The 18,871-nt window shown below is 72.4% G+C and carries 16 protein-coding genes; 5 read left to right on the top strand and 11 right to left on the bottom strand.

Annotated features, from left to right (window positions below; translation table 11 throughout):
- Positions 1-5 precede the first annotated feature (5 nt).
- The 4 genes from ACWD11_RS17950 to ACWD11_RS17935 are packed head-to-tail and all read right to left on the bottom strand — an operon-like array spanning position 6 to position 3,908.
- Positions 6-584 carry a GTP-binding protein gene (locus tag ACWD11_RS17950; RefSeq protein WP_389419886.1) on the bottom strand — a complete coding sequence of 193 codons (579 nt, stop codon included), beginning with the start codon at positions 582-584 and terminating at the stop codon, positions 6-8.
- Entirely contained in the window at positions 571-987 is a 417-nt protein-coding gene (locus tag ACWD11_RS17945) for a DUF742 domain-containing protein (protein WP_389419885.1), read from the bottom strand. Before ACWD11_RS17945 ends, ACWD11_RS17950 begins: the two co-directional genes overlap by 14 nt.
- A gap of 27 nt (positions 988-1,014) precedes the next feature.
- Positions 1,015-1,476: a roadblock/LC7 domain-containing protein gene (locus ACWD11_RS17940; protein WP_093720602.1), complete on the bottom strand. Its 462-nt coding sequence runs from the start codon at positions 1,474-1,476 to the stop codon at positions 1,015-1,017.
- Positions 1,473-3,908, bottom strand: a complete 2,436-nt coding sequence (locus tag ACWD11_RS17935; RefSeq protein WP_389420076.1) for a sensor histidine kinase — start codon at positions 3,906-3,908, stop codon at positions 1,473-1,475. The genes ACWD11_RS17940 and ACWD11_RS17935 overlap by 4 nt, the downstream gene beginning before the upstream one ends.
- Positions 3,909-4,120: 212 nt before the next feature.
- Between ACWD11_RS17935 and ACWD11_RS17930 the strand changes: the two genes are divergently transcribed.
- Positions 4,121-5,059: an ABC transporter substrate-binding protein gene (locus ACWD11_RS17930; protein ID WP_451284001.1), complete on the top strand. Its 939-nt coding sequence runs from the start codon at positions 4,121-4,123 to the stop codon at positions 5,057-5,059.
- Positions 5,060-5,104: 45 nt separating this feature from the next.
- Here ACWD11_RS17930 and ACWD11_RS17925 read toward each other — a convergent pair whose 3' ends face one another.
- Positions 5,105-6,493, bottom strand: a complete 1,389-nt coding sequence (locus tag ACWD11_RS17925; RefSeq protein WP_451283999.1) for a glycoside hydrolase family 43 protein — start codon at positions 6,491-6,493, stop codon at positions 5,105-5,107.
- 154 nt (positions 6,494-6,647) lie between these two features.
- Positions 6,648-7,445 carry a lytic polysaccharide monooxygenase gene (locus tag ACWD11_RS17920; protein ID WP_451283997.1) on the bottom strand — a complete coding sequence of 266 codons (798 nt, stop codon included), beginning with the start codon at positions 7,443-7,445 and terminating at the stop codon, positions 6,648-6,650.
- 361 nt (positions 7,446-7,806) lie between these two features.
- On the opposite strand from ACWD11_RS17920, the gene ACWD11_RS17915 reads away from it, so the two are divergent.
- Positions 7,807-9,609 carry a S8 family peptidase gene (locus ACWD11_RS17915; RefSeq protein WP_451283995.1) on the top strand — a complete coding sequence of 601 codons (1,803 nt, stop codon included), beginning with the start codon at positions 7,807-7,809 and terminating at the stop codon, positions 9,607-9,609.
- Between the two features lie 63 nt (positions 9,610-9,672).
- On the opposite strand, the gene ACWD11_RS17910 is transcribed toward ACWD11_RS17915, so the two are convergent.
- Together ACWD11_RS17910 and ACWD11_RS17905 are read right to left on the bottom strand one after the other, a co-directional pair.
- Positions 9,673-10,533, bottom strand: a complete 861-nt coding sequence (locus ACWD11_RS17910; RefSeq protein WP_389419880.1) for an NAD(P)H-binding protein — start codon at positions 10,531-10,533, stop codon at positions 9,673-9,675.
- Complete coding sequence (locus ACWD11_RS17905; RefSeq protein ID WP_389419879.1) at positions 10,530-11,198, bottom strand: ScbR family autoregulator-binding transcription factor; 669 nt, start codon at positions 11,196-11,198, stop codon at positions 10,530-10,532. The genes ACWD11_RS17910 and ACWD11_RS17905 overlap by 4 nt, the downstream gene beginning before the upstream one ends.
- Before the next feature lie 213 nt (positions 11,199-11,411).
- Here ACWD11_RS17905 and ACWD11_RS17900 point away from each other — a divergent pair, with 213 nt between their 5' ends.
- The 3 genes from ACWD11_RS17900 (at position 11,412) to ACWD11_RS17890 (ending at position 15,322) form a co-directional block, all read left to right on the top strand.
- The gene (locus ACWD11_RS17900) at positions 11,412-12,290 is read left to right on the top strand and encodes a ScbA/BarX family gamma-butyrolactone biosynthesis protein (protein ID WP_451283993.1); all 879 of its coding nucleotides are present in this window, start codon (positions 11,412-11,414) and stop codon (positions 12,288-12,290) included.
- A gap of 70 nt (positions 12,291-12,360) precedes the next feature.
- Positions 12,361-13,008 (top strand): ScbR family autoregulator-binding transcription factor, encoded by a 648-nt coding sequence (locus tag ACWD11_RS17895; RefSeq protein ID WP_389419877.1) that lies wholly within the window; start codon positions 12,361-12,363, stop codon positions 13,006-13,008.
- Between the two features lie 1,138 nt (positions 13,009-14,146).
- A complete protein-coding gene (locus ACWD11_RS17890; RefSeq protein ID WP_451283990.1) occupies positions 14,147-15,322 on the top strand; it encodes a damage-control phosphatase ARMT1 family protein in 1,176 nt (391 codons plus the stop codon).
- Position 15,323: 1 nt separating this feature from the next.
- Here the strand turns inward: ACWD11_RS17890 and ACWD11_RS17885 are convergent, their stop codons facing one another.
- The 3 genes from ACWD11_RS17885 to ACWD11_RS17875 are packed head-to-tail and all read right to left on the bottom strand — an operon-like array spanning position 15,324 to position 18,704.
- Positions 15,324-16,586: a cytochrome P450 gene (locus ACWD11_RS17885; RefSeq protein ID WP_451283988.1), complete on the bottom strand. Its 1,263-nt coding sequence runs from the start codon at positions 16,584-16,586 to the stop codon at positions 15,324-15,326.
- The gene (locus tag ACWD11_RS17880; RefSeq protein ID WP_389419874.1) at positions 16,583-17,419 is read right to left on the bottom strand and encodes an alpha/beta fold hydrolase; all 837 of its coding nucleotides are present in this window, start codon (positions 17,417-17,419) and stop codon (positions 16,583-16,585) included. Before ACWD11_RS17880 ends, ACWD11_RS17885 begins: the two co-directional genes overlap by 4 nt.
- 46 nt (positions 17,420-17,465) lie before the next feature.
- Entirely contained in the window at positions 17,466-18,704 is a 1,239-nt protein-coding gene (locus ACWD11_RS17875) for an endonuclease/exonuclease/phosphatase family protein (RefSeq protein WP_451283986.1), read from the bottom strand.
- Positions 18,705-18,871 lie beyond the last annotated feature (167 nt).

The following is an 18,871-nucleotide window of genomic DNA, read 5'->3' as shown; positions in this document are numbered from 1 at the left end:
CCGGCTCACCCCTCGCTGCGGGCCAGCGCCAGCTCCAGCACCACCAGCAGCGAGTCCCGCACGGACCCCCGCTCCCGCGCGTCGAACACCACCACGGGCACCCCGTCACTCACGTCGAGCGCCCACCGCACCTCGTCCAGCGCGTGCTCGACGCGACCGTCGAACGCGTTCACCGCCACCGCGAACGGGATCTGCCGGTGCTCGAAGTAGTCGACGGCCGCATAGCAGTCGTCGAGCCGCCGCGTGTCCACGATGACCAGCCCGCCCACCGCCCCCTCGACGATGTCGTCCCACATGAACCCGAACCGCTCCTGCCCGGGCGTACCGAACAGATAGAGCTTCAGCGTCGGGTCGATGGTGATGCACCCGAAGTCCATGGCGACCGTGGTCGTCGTCTTGAGCGGGGTGTGCGTGAGGTCGTCGACGCCCGCGGCGACCTCGGTGATCGCGGCCTCGGTCGTCAGCGGCTCGATCTCGGAGATGGAGCCGACGGCGGTCGTCTTGCCCACGCCGAAGCCCCCCGCGATCACCATCTTGACCGGCAGCGGCGGTCGTACGGCGGCGGCCGGTTCAGTCGGTGTCACGGAGAACCCCCCGGGAGTCGGGGATGGCGCGCAGGCCATCGATCACTCTTCGCAGGACGGATGAATCGTGGACGGCGTCGGAGTTCGGCACATGCACCGTCAGCCGTCCCTCGGCCCGCAGGTCCTCGGCGAGGACCCGCACCACATTGAGGTGCAGCCGCAGCCGGGCCGCGATCTCCGCGATGGACTGCGGCTGCCGGCACGCGGCCACGATGTCGTGCTGCTCGAAGGAGAGCAGCGACAGCGCGGCGAGCCCCGAGGCGGTGGCCACCACCTGGGTCTCGACGGGCATCGTCCGGCCGGCGACGCTGGGCGCCACCCGGCCGGCGGTGACCAGGAACGGCCGTACGGCGGAAGCGGGGCCGACCGGGTCGTCGCCCGGGGGAGGAATGCCGTCCGCCATGGGGTGTGTACCGTCCTTCTCGAACCGTCAGCGGGCCGACGCGGCGCCGACGCTGTTCTTCAGTTCGAGCACGAGCTGCGGGCTGAGCGCGGCACCGGCACGGTTGGCGAACAGCGTCATCTCGTAGGCGATGTTGCCCAGCTTGGCCTCCTTGTCGGTGACCACGCCGAGCACGGCGCCGCTGCCGATCGCGGAGACCAGCACATGGCCGCCCTCCAGATCGATGATCACCTTGTTGAGTCCGCCCAGGCCGTAGTTGCCGGACGCCCCGGCGGCCAGGCTGGTGATGCCCGAGACGATCGCGGCGAGCCGCTCGGAGTCGGCGTGCTCCCGCAGTTCGGAGACCGCGATCAGCAGTCCGTCGGAGGAGACGGCGATGGCGTCGACGACACCCGCGGTCTCCGTCGCGAAGCGATTCAGCAGCCAGGTGAAGTCGGCTGCGGCGGCCTGGAGTTCGGCCGGCGTGGTGCCTCCTGTGGATGTGCTCACTGCTCCGCTCCTTCCGGGAGGTGGTTCGGGTCCTGCTGGCCGGGAATCGGCTGCTCGGTGGTGTCGCTGTCGCGGTGCGCCCGCTCCACGGCCGCCTCGAACTCCTCCAGCGCGGACCGTACGGCGTCCGCGTCGGCGGGCTGGGCGGGCCGGCGCAGGATCTGGTGGGCGCCGGTGTCCTCGCCGCCGCCGCGCAGGGTGGCCCCGCGGACGCGGCGGCGCAGCGGGCGGGCGCCGGGGGTGTCGGCATGGGCCCGGGGGGAGGCTTCGGGACGGTCGGCCCGGGCGTGATCGACGGGGGGTACGTCCGGGGCGGCGCCCTCGCGCCGGGGGACCCGGCGGGGGAGGGGGCCGGAGTCGTCCGCGGCGGCCGAGGGGAGCGGCCCGGCCGCCGGAGCCGCCGTGGGCACCTCGGCCGGGACGGGCACCTCGGCCGCCGCGGGCACCGGCTCCGGTTCCGCGGGCGCCGCAAGAAGCAGCGACGTCGGCACGCTCACCTCGGCGGTGACACCGCCGCCCGGCGTCCGGGTCAGCGTCACGCCGATCTCCCAGCGGCGGGCCAGGGTACCGACCACGAACAGGCCCAGCACCTTCGTCGGCACCAGGTCCAGGCGCTCGCGGCGGATCAGCCGGGCGTTCTCCTCGGCGAGCCGCTCGGCGCTCATGCCGAGACCGTGGTCGGCGATCACGATCGACGCGGTGTCGTCCTCGGCGGTCGCCACCGTCACCTCGACGGGGCTGCCCGCGGGGGAGAACGACACGGCGTTCTCCAGGAGTTCGGCCACCATCAGGGTCAGGTCGCCGATGACGTCCGGTTCCACCGCGGCCTCGGAGCGCGCGGTCAGTCGTACCCGCTGGAAGCCCTCGATCTGGCCGAGTGCGGCACGGACGACGTTGGTCAGCGCGAGCGGACCGGAGCCGAGGCCCGCCTCGCGGATGCCGGCGAGCAGCATCAGGCTGTCGGCGTTGCGGCGCAGCCGGACCGCGATGTGGTCGATGCTGTACAGCCGTTCCAGCAGTTCGGGGTCGGTCTCGCCGCGCTCCACGGCGTCGATCAGGGCGAGCTGGCGGGTGGTGAGGTTGCTGACGCGGCGGCCGACGTTGCCGAACATCTCGGCGACGTTGCGGCGGCTGAGCACCTGGCGTTCCAGCAGCGCGGCCGCGGTGGACTGGACGCGGTTGAACGCGGCGGCGAGGTCGCCGATCTCGTCGCGCGCGGTGACCGGCATCGGGCGCAGCCGGGGCGGGCCGTCGTCCTCGGCGTCGTCGTCGGCGACCCGGGCCAGCTCGCGGTCCGCGACCTCGGCGACCTCGCGGGCGGCGCCGGTGAGGGCCTGCACCGGCCGGACCACCGAGCGGCGGACCGCGACCGAGAGGCCGAGCCACAGGGCGAAGCCGAACAGGGCGAGCGCGAGGAGCAGCCCCGCGCGCCAGGCGGCGTCGCTGGAGGCGTCGTCGGCCCGGTCGGCGATCTGGTCGATGAGGGAGGCGGTGATCCCGAGCCGGATCTCGGCCTGCTCGCGGTAGGCCGGGTAGGACTCCAGCGCCGCCCGGAACGCCTCGCGGATCTCGGCGGGCGAGTCGGCCTGGAGCGAGCTGGGGTCGATCTGCAGCTCGGCGTACTGGCGGCGGATGGTGGCCTGCGGGGAGCTGTGCTCGATGCCGCTGAGCTCCTCGGCCTGCTCGGCGGTGGCGAACCGGGCGAACCGGTCGGCCTGGTAGGTGTACACCTCGTAGGAGCCGACCGCGCCGATGAACTCGATGAGCGCGTTGGAGTCCCCGGTCGCCGCGGAGAACACGCCGGTCTCGAAGGCGCTGTGGGCGGCGTCGGCGCGCAGCAGGGAGTCCAGGAGGTTGCCGGTGAAGGTGCCGGCGAGGTCGGCGTTGCGGTCCAGGCCGAGGCCGTCGATGACGCCCTTGGCGGCGCCCGCGTACGCCGGGTCGATGTTGTCCGCGGGCAGGTAGCCCTGCTCGATGGTGTCGCGGAGGCTGCCCAGGGCGCCGATCTCCCTCAGCGCCCGCGCCTCGGTGTCCGGGAGGCGGTCCCCGAAGGTCTCGCGGACCTTGACGACCTGGGCGTCCACCGCGGCCTGCGCCTGGTCGTAGGCGGCCGTGGAGGGCCGGGCCTCGCTGCCGGCTGCGGCCTCGTGCCGTACGGAGAGCAGGATCGCCTGCTGGTGCTCGGCCGCCACCCGGTCCACCAGCGTGGCCACCTCGGCGCTGTCCCGGACCAGCCGGGCCGCGTCGGAGGCGGAGGAGGACTGGCCGAGCTGATCGGTGATCAGGTAGGCCAGCAGCACGGCGACGACGGCGAGCGGCACGCCGACCAGCACATTGAGCTTGCGCCGGAAGGGCCAGCGGTCGGTGAGCCGCCGTGCGCCGGGAGGGGAGCCGTGTGTCGCGGTGGACGCGTCCACCTCTGTCGCGGACACCTTTCCTCCTCGAGTGATCGCACACCGGGTGTCAACTGCGGGGAGACTATCGCCTCTTGAGGTGAATCTCTTCACATACGATCACAACCGAGCACTCATTGAGGCCAATCGGTGACCAGGATTCCCTTGACTGATCAAGAAGCCGCTGGATTGGATCAGTTCAAGAAACTGGAGAACCACCGTCCTTCATCTCTGAGTCCGGAACGGGAATCGTGACTTCTACCGCCTCACGCAGTAGGTCCATCGTCGTGCTCGCCGCCACCGCGGCCCTGCTCGCGGGATGTGGCTCCTCCGACGACGAGTCCGACAACCCCCTGGCGGAGGACAAGGCGAGCGGTGACACCGTCGTCGTCGGCTCCAACAACTTCGCCGAGTCCATCCTGCTCGCCGACATCTACGGCGAGGCCCTGAAGGCCAAGGGCATCAAGGTCACCTACAAGCCCAACATCGGCAGCCGCGAGACCACGTACGGCCTGCTGAAGAACGGCTCCATCACCGTGCTGCCGGAGTACAACGGCTCGCTGCTGGCGTACCTGGACCCGAAGGCGGAGCAGAAGAGCACCGAGGCCGTCAACGCGGCGGTGAAGACCAAGCTGGACAAGAAGCTGACGCTGCTGGAGTCCTCGCCCGCCGAGGACAAGGACTCCGTCAGCATCAACGCGGAGACCGCCAAGAAGTACAACCTCACCGCCGAGTCCACCCTCGCGGACCTCAAGGACATCGCGCCCGAGCTGGTCATCGGCGGCTCCCCGGAGTTCCAGACCCGGCAGCAGGGCCTGGTGGGCCTCAAGGACGTCTACGGCCTGGAGTTCAAGTCCTTCAAGGCGCTCGACGCCGGCGGTCCGCTCACCCAGGCGGCGCTGACGAAGAACACCGTGCAGGCCGCGGACATCTTCACCACGGACCCGACGATCACCAAGGAGAAGTTCGTCGTCCTCAAGGACCCGGAGAACCTCTTCGGCTTCGCCAACGTGACCCCGCTGGTCTACAAGTCGGGCCTGCCGCAGGAGGGCGTCGACGCCCTCAACGAGGTCTCCGCCAAGCTCGACACCAAGACCCTGCTCGACCTGGACTCCCAGGTGCAGCTGGAGAACAAGGACCCGCTCGACGTCGCCAAGGACTGGCTGAAGTCGGTCGGCCTGGACGGCTGACGCCCCTCCCGGCGGGGCCGTGCCCGCACGACCCCGCCCGGGCTCCTAGTAGCCCACCCTGAACGTCGCGTCCTGCCGCTCGGTCGCCGTGGAGACCGGGTCGACGCGCAGGGCGTAGCCGTAGTGCCGCAGATAGCGCGTCGGGTTGTTGTACGACCGGAACGACGACCAGGACGCGTCGGCCAGCCCCGCCGTACGGTGGAAGGTCGCGTCCCCCGCGAAGACGGACGTGCCGTCGTTCACGTCCAGCCGCACCGCGTGGTCGGCGTGCCGCAGGTAGCGGGTCGGGTGGCTGACGGACTGGAAGGACACCCCCGAGGCGTCCGCGAGACCCGGGACGAGCTTCCACAGCGAGTCCCTGTACGGCTCGACCGGGTAGGGGTCGATCCGCCCGGCGAAGCCGGAGTGCCGGACGTAACGGGCGGGGAAGTTGTAGGACTTCAGCCGGTTCCAGGCGGGCGCGCCCCAGTGGGCGAGCAGGTTGCCGTACTGCGCCGCGGTGATCGGCGTGATGCCGCAGTGCTTGGAGTTGACCGGCTGGGTGTAGGTCCGCTGGTCGACGGCCGTCCACGTGCCCGCCGACAGATCGGCGGACTGCCAGGCGTAGAAGACGCCGTTGGGCGTGTAGGTGTCCCCCCACAGCCACCAGGTGCCGGAGGCCAGGGACTTCACCAGGGTCGGCGCCTCCGTGCCGCCCTGCGCCACGCCCGAGGTGAAGGGGGTGAAGCTGCCCGGGTCCAGGGAGGTGGAGCGGGCGCCCACCAGGGTGCCGTTGCGCTTGAAGTAGAGGTAGTTGACCCCGTTCACCCCCACCGCCATGTCACCGTCGATGACGTCGTAGCCGGGGTCGAAGAAGACCTGGGGCGCCGAGGCCGTGACGAAGTCGCTGGTGTAGTTGACCATGATCACGTTGTGGCCACTGGAGTCGACCGACGAGTAGATGACCGCGTACCGGCCGCGGCTCGCGTCCCAGAACGCCTCGGGGGCCCAGCTGTGGGTCACCATGTCGTGCAGCTTCAGCCGGTGGTAGCCCGTGAAGGTGCGCAGGTCGGCGGAGTTCCAGACGTGGATGTACTGGCTGTTGTAGCTCCAGTCGGTGCCCTTGAGGTCGGTGGCCAGCACGACGAACGTGCCGTCCTGCTTGCGCAGGACGAACGGGTCGCGCAGTCCGCCGGCCCCCTGGGTGGGGGTGACCACCGGGTTGTTCTGGTTCAGCGGCGTCCAGTTCAGCCCGTCCGTGCTGACGGCGAGATGCAGGCCGTAGTCGGTGCCGTCGCCGAGGTTGGTCGATTCCGTGAAGTACGCCATCACGTACGCCGCGTCGGCGGCGTGGGCCGGACCGGCGCCGAGGGCCAGCACGCCCGTCGCGGCCAGGGGCGTGGCCGCCGCCAGACCGAGGACTGCTCTGCGGGTCGGGTGCGGGAGGGAGGTCATCCGGACTCCTGGGGGAGGGCCGATGCGAGTCGACGATTGCCGGTATATCGAACGTGGTTCGGCAAGTCGGTCAGACCGTAGGGGGGTGACGGGTGCGCGTCAATGAGGGCGGCGGTGGTGGCCGATTTCCGCTCGGTGGCTGACGCCGCTTTCGTCACCGGCGCCCAAGTCGTACGGCGACAGCGGCGCCCCCGATGAGCAGCAGCACCGCGGCGGCGCCGCCCGCGAGCAACGGGGCCGACGGGCCCGGGTCCGGGGCGGGGACCGCCGCCGCCTTGGCGGTCTCCTCCGCCCTGTCCTGCACAGGGAGATCCTTCTCCTTCGTCACGAACTCCACGTCCGAGCAGGAGTAGTACGTGTCCGGCGTACTGCTGTTCTGCCACACCGTGTACAGCACGTGCCGCCCCGTCCGGTCGGTCGGCAGGGTCGCCCGGATCCGGTACGCGCCGTCCGTCAGCGCGGGGTCCCGTACCTCGGCGAAGGGCCGTTCCGGCAGATCGGACCAGGTGAGCGGCCGGATGGGGTCGTAGCCCCGCCGGGTGAGGTAGAGCCGGAAGGTGCCGGTGTGCGGGATCGTCGAGACGTACCGCAGAGTCAGCCCGGAACCCGGCCGCAGCCGGGTCGACGGCCAGTCGGAGCGGGGCAGGTCCAGGCCCCGGTAGGCGGGCAGACCGCCGCTGCACAGCTGTCCGTCGGGGACGATCCGCCGGTCCTGGCCGTTCACGTTCGCGATGCGCAGGTTGTCCCAGGCCAGGAAGGGTGTGCCGTTCGCGGCGACGGCGGCCCGGCACGCCGCCGACCCGGCGGCGCTGCCGCCCTCGGGGGAGCAGGCCACCACCCGGCTGACCGGATCGGTGGGCGCGCCATGCGCGGCGGCCGGGGTCGCGGCTCCCAGGGCGAGCAGCGGCGGGACCGCCACCGCGAGGGCGCGCCGGGCGCGGGTCCGGGTCATATGAAGGATCTCCTCGGCCGGGGCGGGACGGACTGCCGCTGTCCAGTACGGAACGCGGACCCGGCGCGTTCAGCGGGCACGTGCCCGTGCAAAAGGGGACACAGGCGGTCAACTCCTGGACGGCGAGGGTTCGTTTCCGGCCGGATCGAGGGTTTCCCCTGTATCCCTATGACCTTCCGTTTGCCTATCGTTCCTGCACAGCCGACCCACAGGTAACCCCGGACGGATCGGCCCCCCACCGCGCCTGGCCGGCCACTGCGCACGCTGTTCGGTTTTCGGTTCACCCCCCTCCGCTTCGAGGACGAAGCGCATCGACCGCCGCTCCGCGCTGCCCGGAGTCCGGCCACGAAAGGCCAAGCCCTTGCGTACCTCCCCCTCCGTGCGACGGAAGCTGATATCCGTCGCCGCGGTCTCCGCCGCGCTGTTCACGGCCGCTACCGCCACGGCCGCCGTCGCCCAGCAGTCCGCCGCTCCCCAGGATGTCCCCGCCGCGAGCACCGAGGCCGCCCCCGGCGCCCCGGCCGAACGGCTCATCGTCGGCTACAAGTCCGGCGCCGCCGAGGCCAAGTCGAACAAGGCCGCCGACGCGGACGCCGCCGCCAAGGGCAAGGAGGCCGGCGAACAGCTGGACTTCCAGCGCCGGCTCGGCACCGGTGCCGCCCTCGTCGACCTCGGTGAGGACGTCACCAAGGCGGACGTCTCCGACGTCATCGCCGAGTACGAGGCCGACCCGCAGGTCGCCTACGTCGTACCGGACCGCCTGAACAAGCCGCTGGCCACGCCGAACGACACCGAGTACGCCAAGCAGTGGGACCTGTTCGAGACCACCGCGGGCATGAACGTGCCGGGTGCCTGGGATGTCAGCACCGGCACCGGGGTGACCGTCGCCGTGATCGACACCGGCTATGTCGCCCACTCCGACCTCGCGGCGAACATCGTCGGCGGCTACGACTTCATCGCGGACGCGACCGTCGCCAACGACGGCGGCGGCCGGGACAGCAACCCGGCCGACCCGGGCGACTGGACCGCCGCCGGCGAGTGCCAGTCCGGCGACCCGGCCTACGACTCCTCCTGGCACGGCACCCACGTCGCCGGCACCATCGCCGCGGCGACCGGCAACGGCAAGGGCGTCGCCGGTATCGCCTACGGCGCCAAGGTCTCCCCGCTGCGGGTCCTCGGCAAGTGCGGCGGCTACGACTCCGACATCATCGACGCCATCACCTGGGCGTCCGGCGGCACGGTCTCCGGTGTCCCCGCCAACACCAACGTCGCCAAGGTCATCAACATGAGCCTCGGTGGCGGCGGCGCCTGCACCACCGCCACCCAGAACGCGATCAACGCGGCCGTGAACCGCGGCACCACGGTCGTCGTCGCGGCGGGCAACAGCAACGCCAACGCGGCCAACTACTCGCCGGCCAGCTGCTCCAACGTCATCAGCGTCGCCGCCGCCGACCGCCAGGGCAACCGCTCCTACTACTCCAACTACGGCACGGTCGTCGACATCGCCGCCCCCGGTGGCGAGACCAACTCCGTCACCACCAACGGCATCCTGTCCACGCTGAACGCCGGCGCGCAGGGCCCGGGGGCCGAGAGCTACGAGTACTACCAGGGCACCAGCATGGCCGCCCCGCACATCGCGGGTCTCGCCGCGCTGCTGAAGTCGAAGAACTCCGCGCTGACCCCGGCCCAGATCGAGTCCGCGATCAAGACCAACGCGCGTGCGCTGCCCGGCACCTGCTCCGGCGGCTGCGGCGCCGGCCTGGCGGACGCGGCCAGGACGGTGCAGGCGGTGAGCGGTTCCGGCGGCGGCTCCACGGGGGGCACCACCTTCTCCAGCACCTCGGCCGTCGCGGTCCCGGACAACGGCACGATCGAGTCCCCGATCACCGTCTCCGGCCGCACCGGCAACGCGCCCTCGGCGCTCCAGGTCGGGGTGAACATCACCCACACCTACCGCGGTGACCTGGTGCTTGACCTGGTCGCGCCGGACGGTACGAGTTACCGCCTGAAGTCCGCCAGCTCCTCGGACTCCGCGGACAACGTCGTGGCCACCTACACGGTGAACGCCTCCAGCGAGGTCGCCAACGGCACCTGGAAGCTGCGGGTGCAGGACACGGCGACGCAGGACACGGGCACGCTCAACAGCTGGAAGCTGACCTTCTGAACGAGCCGTTCCACTGAAGCGGACGGGTCGGCCGGTGCGGATGGGGCATCGGCCGGCCCGTCGTCATGTCCCGACCCGGAAGGCGCCCAGATGATCCCGCGCCCACTCCCGGTAGCTCCCCGCGGACCGCCCCAGCAGCTTCGCGACCGTAGGGTCCACCTGCGACTTGGCCCCGGCCCGCCCGCGCGCCGCGCTCTCGGCGAGCGCCTCGGCGATCGGTGCCGGATAGCGGCCGCGCAACCGGCGCAGCGCCTCGGCCTCGGTCAACTCCTCGAAGTTCACCGTCCGTTCCAGCAGCTCACCGAGGATCCGGGTCTGGTCCACGGCGCTGATGGCCTCGGGTCCGGTGAGGGCGTAGGCCCGGCCGGCGTGCGCGACGGGCTCCAGCAGTGTCAGCGCGGCCACATCGGCGATGTCCCGCGGATCGACGGTGGCGTTGGCCGCGCTCCCGCCCGCCGCCCGTACGACGCCCTCGGCGCGGACGGAGATGGCCCAGCCGAGGGTGTTGGACATGAACGCACGCGGCCGCAGCAGGGTCCACGACAGACCCGAGTCGGTGAGGAGTTGCTCATTGCCGCGCTGCCAGGCCGTGATCAGGTCGGTGGCGTCGGGGTCGGTGACCGCGAGCGCGGACAGCTTCACCACCTGCCGTACCCCGCACGCGTGCGCCGCCGCCAGGAAGTGCTCGTCATGGGTGTGCGTCAGCGGGTTCGCGGAGACCAGCAGGGCGGAGGTCACCCCGGTCAGGGCGCGCCGCAGACTCGCCAGGTCGTCGAAGTCGCCGCCGCAGACCTCCGATCGGGGCCCGGAGAGGTGCGCTGCCCGGTCCGGCCGTCGGGTCAGCAGGCGCAGCGCGGTGGTGCCGCGCAGTCGGCGCGCGACCAGTCCGCCGACGGTTCCGGTCGCTCCGGTCAGCAGGATCACGGCTCGGCCCCCTGCAACAACTGCGCGTCCTCGTCGAGCGAGGCCAGGATCCGCGCGCCCCGGTCCGGTGCGGTGTCGATCCGGACCAGCAGCGCCGGCACCGCGATGCTCGGCAGGACGTGCGCCCACAGCACCGAGATGCGGTGCGCGAGATCCTCCCGCCCGGTCAGCGCCCGGGACATCAGCTGGATTCCGGCGAAGGAGCCGACCAGCAGTTCCACCGTGTCCCTCGGCACGACCGTGGGCAGCAACTCACCCTGCTTGTCGGCCTCTTCCAGCAGGTCGATCAGATGGTCCGCCCACTGCCGGAACGGCCCGCTGTGGTCGACTCCGGGCGGTGTGCACTGGTCCACGGTCAGGCGCACACTGCCCTGCAGCAGCGGGTTGCGCAGCAGTCTCCGGCCGAGGACATAGCTCATGTCCACCATTTCCTGGAGCTTGCACGGCTGCGGCGGCACCGCACCGAACGGCACCTGCTCGTCCAGGACGGCCTGGGCGAGCGACTCCTTGGAGGGGAAGTGGAAGTACAGGGCGCCCTTGGTGACTTCGGCTCGCTCCAGCACCATGGAGATCGTCGTCGAGGCGTAGCCGTGCTCGTCGAACACCGCGCCCGCGGCTTCCAGGATCGCTCTGCGCGTCCTGATGGCGCGCTCCTGCTTCGCCATAAGCGCCCCTTCGATGCGCCGAGTTGACCGGATGGCCCACGGTACGACGGCCCGGACGCGGACCGATCCCGGTCATCCCTGGTCTCATTGAAAACAAACCGGTCGGCTCGTACTGTAGCGCTCACGGCACGGGCACCTCGCCGTCTGTCAATACTGTCGGGGGAGCCAGGGAGAGACATGCCTGAATTGCCGCAACCCGCCGTTGTCCCGACGGTGTCCGAGCCCCTCACGGCCACGGTGCCGCGTCAGCTGGTGCATCGCGCGGCCGTCGCCGAGACCCTGCTCACCGGCTGGCGCCGGACCGGAACCGACCAGTTCAGGGTAGCCGCGCAGTGGCCGCGGGCGCACCCGTTGCACGTGTCGAGCGACCGTACCGCATACGAGCCGCTGCTCGTCACCGAAACCGTCCGGCAGAGCGGGACACTCCTCGCCCACACCGAGTACGAGGTGCCGCTGGGATACCGGTTCGTGCTCCAGGAGTTGCGTGTCACCACCCGCCCCGAGTGCCTCAGGGTGGGCCGCATGCCCGCCGAACCGGACGTGGACGTGCAGATCTTCGACGTTCGCCAACGGGCCGGGCGCCCGGCCGCGTTCCGTCTCTCCGCGGCCGTGACCATCGACGACACGCAGGTCGCGAGCGCGTACTTCGCCGCGTCCTGGACCAGCGAGCCGGTCTACCGCAGGCTGCGGGGCGGCCGCGGCGCCGCCGATGTCACCGCGCTGACCCCGCCGCCCGGGCTGTCGCCCGCCGAGGTGGACCGCACCGTGCCCGGCGATGTCGTGCTGGCGGCGACGGACCGGCCGGGGCGGTGGCAGCTGCGGGTAGATACCGCGCATCCCGTTTTCTTCGACCATCCGCTCGACCATGTCCCCGGGATGCTGCTGCTGGAGGCGGCCCGCCAGGCCGTTCAGGTGGTGAGTGGCGGCAAGAGCGTGCCGGTGTCCTACCGGGCGACCTTCGACCGGTACGCCGAACTGGACCGGCCCACGTGGATCGAGGCGGAGTGCGGTGCCGACGGCGAGCTCCAAGTCCTCGGCGTCCAAGGGGATTCGGCAGTCTTCGCATGCCGGGTAGGCATCGTGGAGTGTTGAGCTATTGTGTACGGGGAGTAAAAAACAAACGGCATGACCCGTTCTTTTCCGCCCCAGGAGTGTCCAGCCGATGGCGAGGCAGTTACGCGCTGAACAGACCCGCGCGACGATCATCACCGCTGCCGCCGACCTGTTCGACCGGCGCGGCTACGAGTCGACCAGTCTGAGCGACATCGTCGAGCACGCCCAAGTCACCAAGGGCGCGCTGTACTTCCACTTCGCCGCGAAGGAGGACTTGGCCCACGCCATCATGGAGCTGCAGTCCCAGGCCTCCCGCCAGATCGCCGACGAGATGGACGCCCGCGGCTACTCCTGCCTGGAGGCGCTGATGCGCACCACCTTCGGCATCACCCGGCTCTCCGTCGAGGGCCCGATCCCCCGGGCCGGGCTCCGGCTCGCCACCGGAGGTGTGGCCGTGAAGGCGCCCCTGCGGCACCCCTTCACGGAGTGGCTGGACATCTCCACCCGCAAACTCCTGGGCGCGGTCAAGGAGTCGGACGTCCATCCGGACGTCGACGTCGACGCCGCGGCCCACTCCCTCGCCTGCTTCTTCGTCGGCACCCGGGTCGTCGGCCGCGCCCTCGAACCCGTGGCCCGCCAGCCCCGCCGCGTCGCCGAGATGTGGCACCTACTGATCCGCGGCATGGTCCCGGTACCCCGCCGCCCCCGCTACCTCGCCCTCACGGGCCAACTGGAACGCGAGACCCGAGCCTGCTGAGCCCGGGTTCCCGGACCTCCGGGCTCCCCGGCCCTGTCGGCCCCCGGCCGCCGGGGCGTGGCGCCTGCTGATCCGCGGCGCGACGGCAGTGCCCCGCCGCCCGACGGCGCGCGGGGCCGCCCCCGGCTTCCCGGCCCCCGGGGCCTCCCGGGCCCGTCCGCCCGTCGGCCCCGGCCTGCCGAGGCGTGGCATCTGCTGATCCGCGGCGCGGCGGCAGTGTCCCGCCACCCGACGGCGCGCGGGGTCGCCCCCCCGGCTTCCCGGCCCCCGGCCCTCGGCCGCCGGGGCCTCCCGGGCCCGCCAGCCCGTCGGCCCCGGCCCGCCGAGACGTGACATCTGCTGATCCGAGCTGTGGTGGCAGTGTCCCGCCGCCCGACGGCGCGCGGGGTCGCCCCCCCGGCTTCCCGGCCCCCGGCCCTCGGCCGCCGGGGCCTCCCGGGCCCGCCAGCCCGTCGGCCCCGGCCTGCCGAGGCGTGGCATCTGCTGATCTGCGGTGTGGTGGCAGTGTCCCGTCGAGCGGCGGCGCGCGGGGTCGCCCCCCCCCGGCTTCCCGGCCCCCGGCCCTCGGCCGCCGGGGCCTCCCGGGCCCGCCAGCCCGTCGGCCCCGGCCCGTCCGCCCGTCGGCCCCGGCCTGCCGAGGCGTGGCATCTGCTGATCTGCGGTGTGGTGGCAGTGTCCCGTCGAGCGGCGGCGCGCGGGGCCGCCCCCGGTTTCCCGGCCCGCTGCCCCTCGGGCCCGCCGGCCCGCTGAGCCCCGGCTCGCCGGCTGGCAGGTGGTTGAGGTGCGCTCCTGCTGATCCGCGGCGTGGTGTTGGCGACCCGTCGTCTCACCGGCCGGCCAGCCGGAGTGCGAGAGGGACGCTGCTGAGAGCGGGCCTGCGCGCGATACGGTCGCCATCAATCCCCGTACCCTCCGCGCCCTCCGACGCCCGGCCCTCCCGGCCCATGCCCTTGCCCCAAGCCCAGGCCCAAGCCCTGGCCACCAGCCGCCCGGCCCCGCCTACCCGCCGAGATGTGCCCCTGCTGATCCGCAGCATGGTGCCGGTGCCCCGTCGCACCCGCTCCTCGCCCTCACCGGTCGGCCGGGGCCCGAGACGTGACGCGCTGCGGGCCATCCCGCGCGCGGTACCGTCGGGCGTATGCGCGCGATCCCTGCCGTGATTCTCGGCGATGAACCCGGTTCCTTCCCGCACCGTGTGCTCACCGAGCGGCACCCCGCGATCATCCGTCAGGTCCGCGAGGCCGTTCCGTACGGGCCCGAGCATCAGGACGCGCTCGACGTGCTGCTCGACAACTGCACCAAGGGTGTGATCGAACCCCTTCCCCACGACGCCCACGACCGGGACCGATGGCGGGAATGGGGCACCACCGCCTACGCGGGCCGGCCCTGGACCGACGTGCCGTGGCTGTGGGCGGAGAGTTACTTCTACCGCCGGCTCCTCGGTGCCGTCGGCTACTTCACCCCCGGCCCCTGGCAGGGCATCGACCCCTTCCGGCCCGCCAAGCTCGCCGAACTGGACTCCGCGGAGACGGACGAGGAACTGGCCGCGCTGGACGACCTCGCCCCGCTGTCCCCGGACGAGCAGGACCGGGCCCTGCTGCACGGCTCCCTGTGGGGCAACCGCGCGGACCTCGGCTTCCGGCTCTCCGCCGCCGACGGGACGGCGCCGGGCGGCACCCCGCCCCTGGTCGCCGACGACAGCGCGGCCCTGTGGTCGCTGCTGACGCCCGGCCCGGCGGCCCCGCTGCTCTGCCTGATCGCCGACAACGCCGGCCGCGAACTCATCCCCGACCTGCTCCTGATCGCCCACCTCCTGACCGGCGGGCGCGTCCGGCGGGCCGTCCTGCACGTCAAGCCGTACCCGTACTTCGTCTCCGACGCCACGCCCGCCGACGTCCTCGACGCCCTGCACCGGCTCAGGTCCGCGCAGGGCGCGGCCCGGGCGTACGGCGAGACACTGTGGGCCGCGCTGACCGACGGCCGGCTCACCATCCGCACCCACCCGTTCTCCTGCGCGCCCCTGCCCTACGAGCGGATGCCCACCGACTTCCGCGACGAACTCGCCGCCGCCACACTGACCGTGCTCAAGGGCGACCTCAACTACCGTCGCCTGGTGGGCGACCGGAGATGGCCGCCGACCACCCCCTTCGCCGACGTCACCGCCGGCTTCCCCGGCCCGGTCGCCGCCCTGCGCACCCTGAAGTCGGAGGTGATCACCGGCCTGGACGCCGGTACGGAGGCCGCCCTGACCGCCGCCGAGGACCAGCGCTGGCGCACCGGCGGCACCCACGCCCTGATCCAGGTGCGCCGCTGACTCATGTCACCCGCACCGGCAGCGACGTGATCCCGTTGATGAAGTTCGACACCAGCCGCCCGCCCGGACCCGCGGTGCGTAGCACCGGCAGCGTCCGCGTCGCCTCCCGGTACAGCACCCGCAGTTGCAGCCGGGCGAAGTGCGCGCCGAGACAGACGTGCGGGCCGTCCCCGAAGGAGACGTGCGGGTTCGGGGCCCGGGTCAGGTCCAGCCGGTCCGGCTCCGCGAAGACCCGCTCGTCCCGGTTGGCGGAGGCATGGAAGACGACGACCTTGTCCCCGGCACGGATCCGCCGCCCGGCGAGCTCGGTGTCGTGGTCGGCCGTACGGCGGAACGTCAGCACGGGCGGATGCCAGCGCAGCAACTCGTCCACTGCGGGTTCGATTTCGATGTCCCCGGCGCGCAGTCTCTCGTACGCCTGCGGGTGCTCGGCCAGTGCCAGCAGGCCGCCCGGCGCCGCGCCGCGCACGGTGTCGTTCCCGGCGACGGTGAGCAGGAAGAAGAACATCTCCAGCTCCGCCGCGGTGAGTTCGGCGTCGTGCGCCAGGATGGTCAGCACGTCGTCGGCCGGGTACCGCCGCTTGTACGCGGCCAGTTGACGGGCGTACGCGAACATGTCCCGCAGCATCGCCGGGGAGCGGGGGTTGACCGGCTTGCCCGCGTCGTCCAGGACCGGCGGACCCGCCTCGTCGGGGTCCTGGTAGCCGATGACCCGCTGGGTCCAGTGCAGCAGCAGCCCGCGGTCCGGCTCCGGGACGCCGAGCAGGTCGGCCAGGTTGAGCAGGGCGTAGTCGTCGGTGACGGCGGCGACGAGATCGACGGTGCCGTCCGCCTCGCGGGCCGTCTCCACCGCCCGCGCGAACAGGTCCTGCGCGCGCTTCTCGGCGACCGCGGTGAACCGGTCGACGCGGCCCGGGGTGAACGCCCGGCTCACCAGCCGCCGTAACCTGCCGTGCCCCGGCGGGTCCTGATTGAGCATCATGCGCCGGATGAACGGCAGGTCCTCCGGGTCGGGGTCGCGGATCTGGGTGGCGCCCAGCTGGGAGGAGTACGTCAGCGGATCCTTGAGCACCCGGACCACGTCCGCGTGCCGGGTCACCGCCCAGAACCCGGGACCGGCCGGCCAGCCCAGCACCTCGGGCTCGTCCTGCCAGGCCACGGCGTGATGGTCGCGCAGGACGCGGTAGGCGGCGTAGGGCACGCCGGTGGCGTACTGGCGGGGGTCGAAGACGTCGGGGACGGGCGGGGACGGGCGGAAGGTCACGCCTCCTCGCCCTCGGCCGCCGCGCCGGACCGCTCCGCCCCGCCCTCGGGGCCGGTGTCGTCCTCGTCGCCCGCGTCGAGGAAGGCCTCCACCACCTGGATCAGCTCCAGCGGGGTCTCGTCCATGGCGTAGTGCCCGGCGCCGGACAGCTCCCGCACCTCGCCGTACGGGTACCAGCGCCGCCAGGTGTCGCGCAGCAGCGACGCCGACAGCGCCGGGTCGAGACGGCCCGCGACGGCCAGCGCGGGCACCCGGGCGCCCGCCACCTCGGCGTGGAAGTCCTCCCGGGCCCAGGAGTCCAGCCAGGCCCGGTACGCCTTCGCGTCGCTCACCGCGAGCGAACGGCTGACCATCCGGTCCAGCCAGGCCGCGGGCCGGACGCCCCCGGTGGTGAAGTCGATGATCGTACGGCGGTTCTCCGGCCGGTGCGCCGAGTCCGCGAAGAGCTCCCACTGCTCGGCCGGGAGCGGCAGCCCCGACGCGGGCACCGGGGAGACACCCACGATCCGGCGCAGCCGCCCGGGCGCCAGCGCCAGCAGCCGCTGGGCCACCGACCCGCCCATCGAGTGCCCCACCACCGAGAACCGCTCCCAGCCGAGCCGGTCGGCCAGGTCCAGCAGGTCCTGTGCCGCCTCGGCCGTCGAGTAGCGGCCGGCGGCGTCCTTCGCCTCGCCGTAGCCGCGCAGATCGACCAGCGCGTAGGTGAAGGACGTACCGTCGAGGTCGGGCCGGACGCTCGCGTACGCGGACCGGTCGGCGAACCAGCCGTGCACCGCGAACACCTTGTGCGGCCCGTCGCCGTGCAGCTCATGAGGGAGCGTGAAGGAGGTCATGCGCTTACGGTGGCGTCCCGGCCCGGCCTCGGCAAGAGCGCGCGTTTCAGCGGACGTACACGTCCTGCCACACCAGCCGGTGGTCCGAGGTGGGAACGTTCGCGCCGCCACCGACCAGCCGGTACAGGGGATCGTCGGACGTCGGCCAGAACACGCCGTTCGCGCCGGGTGCCAGACCGCGGGAGGGCAGCACGTAGTCGACGCGCAGATTGCCCGGGGCGGTGTCGTTGAAGTCCGCGGTGTCGTACGCCGGATCACCGGTGTGCGAGGCGTTGGCGCCGCCCTGCAGCCGCGCCGCCTCCACGGCTCCCGCGCTGGACGGCGCGGTGGCGGGCGGGCGGACCGCCGGGTGGTCCAGCAGCAGCCGGATGGCGCCGGCGTAACTGTCGCCGTCGTACGGGTCGGCGTTCTGGTCGCCGGCCAGCACGAACCGCGCACCCGGCCGCAGTCCGCCGCGCACACCCCGGTCGTCGTACAGATGGGCGCCGCGCCCGCGCCCGCCGATGTAGTCGGCCCACAGCCGTATCTCGTCGTGGTTGCGGCGGCCGTTGCGGTCCTCGGGGCCGTCGAAGGTGGGCGGCGTGGGGTGCGACACCAGGAAGTGCACGGTGTCCCGGCCGATCCGCACCGGCACGTCCCAGTGGCTCTTGGAGGACAGCCGGAGGACCGCCGTCGCCTCTGCGCTGTAGTAGCCCGGCGGCATCAGGTGGCCGGGCATGTCCTTCCACAGGAAGCGCTGGAAGGTGCGCACCGCGCGCGTGGCGATCGGATACTTGGAGAGCACCACCATGCCGTACTGCCCCGGGAACCAGCCGTACCCGAAGGCGTCCTGCCCGTACGCGTCCGAACCGGGCGTCGTCACCGCGCCGTTGCGGCCGTCCAGATCGACCCCGGAGGCGACACCGGTGTTGACCGGCGCGGTGAAGGCGTACGGGTAGCGGACCGGCCCGGCGCCGCGCTGCCCCACGGCGAGGTAGTTGTCCCGGAAGAGGCGGACCGCGGCGCCACCGGCCACGTAGTCGAACTCGTTGATCAACAGCACATCGGGGTCGACCCGTTGGATCGTCTCCGCGACATTGCGCGCCTGGACGTTGTCCGGCGTGGACAGGTCCGTGACGAGCGCCCCTTCGGCGGAGCGGTTGAGGGAGGCGTTGAAGGTGGCGAACCGGACCGCGCGGCCGTGGCGTTCGCCTGCCGAGGCGGGCCACGCGGCGGTGCCGGCCAGCGCCGCCCCGGCGAGCGAGGCGAGGGCGGTACGGCGGGACAGGGCTCGGGGCTGGTCCATCGGGACTCCGGAGGGGAGGAGGGACGCGAGAACCTCCGTAGTCTGCGCGCGTAGAGGTGAACGCCACAAGGGCCCTTGGGAATGCGGAGGTTCATCCCGGATTCACGCGATGGTGTGATCATGTCCCGGCCCGAGGATGGTCGCCGGTGGCGCCGGGTAGTGCCCGG

It is taken from the genome of Streptomyces sp. NPDC002776 (assembly GCF_053592195.1).
This window is presented reverse-complemented; position numbering and strand designations above follow the sequence as displayed.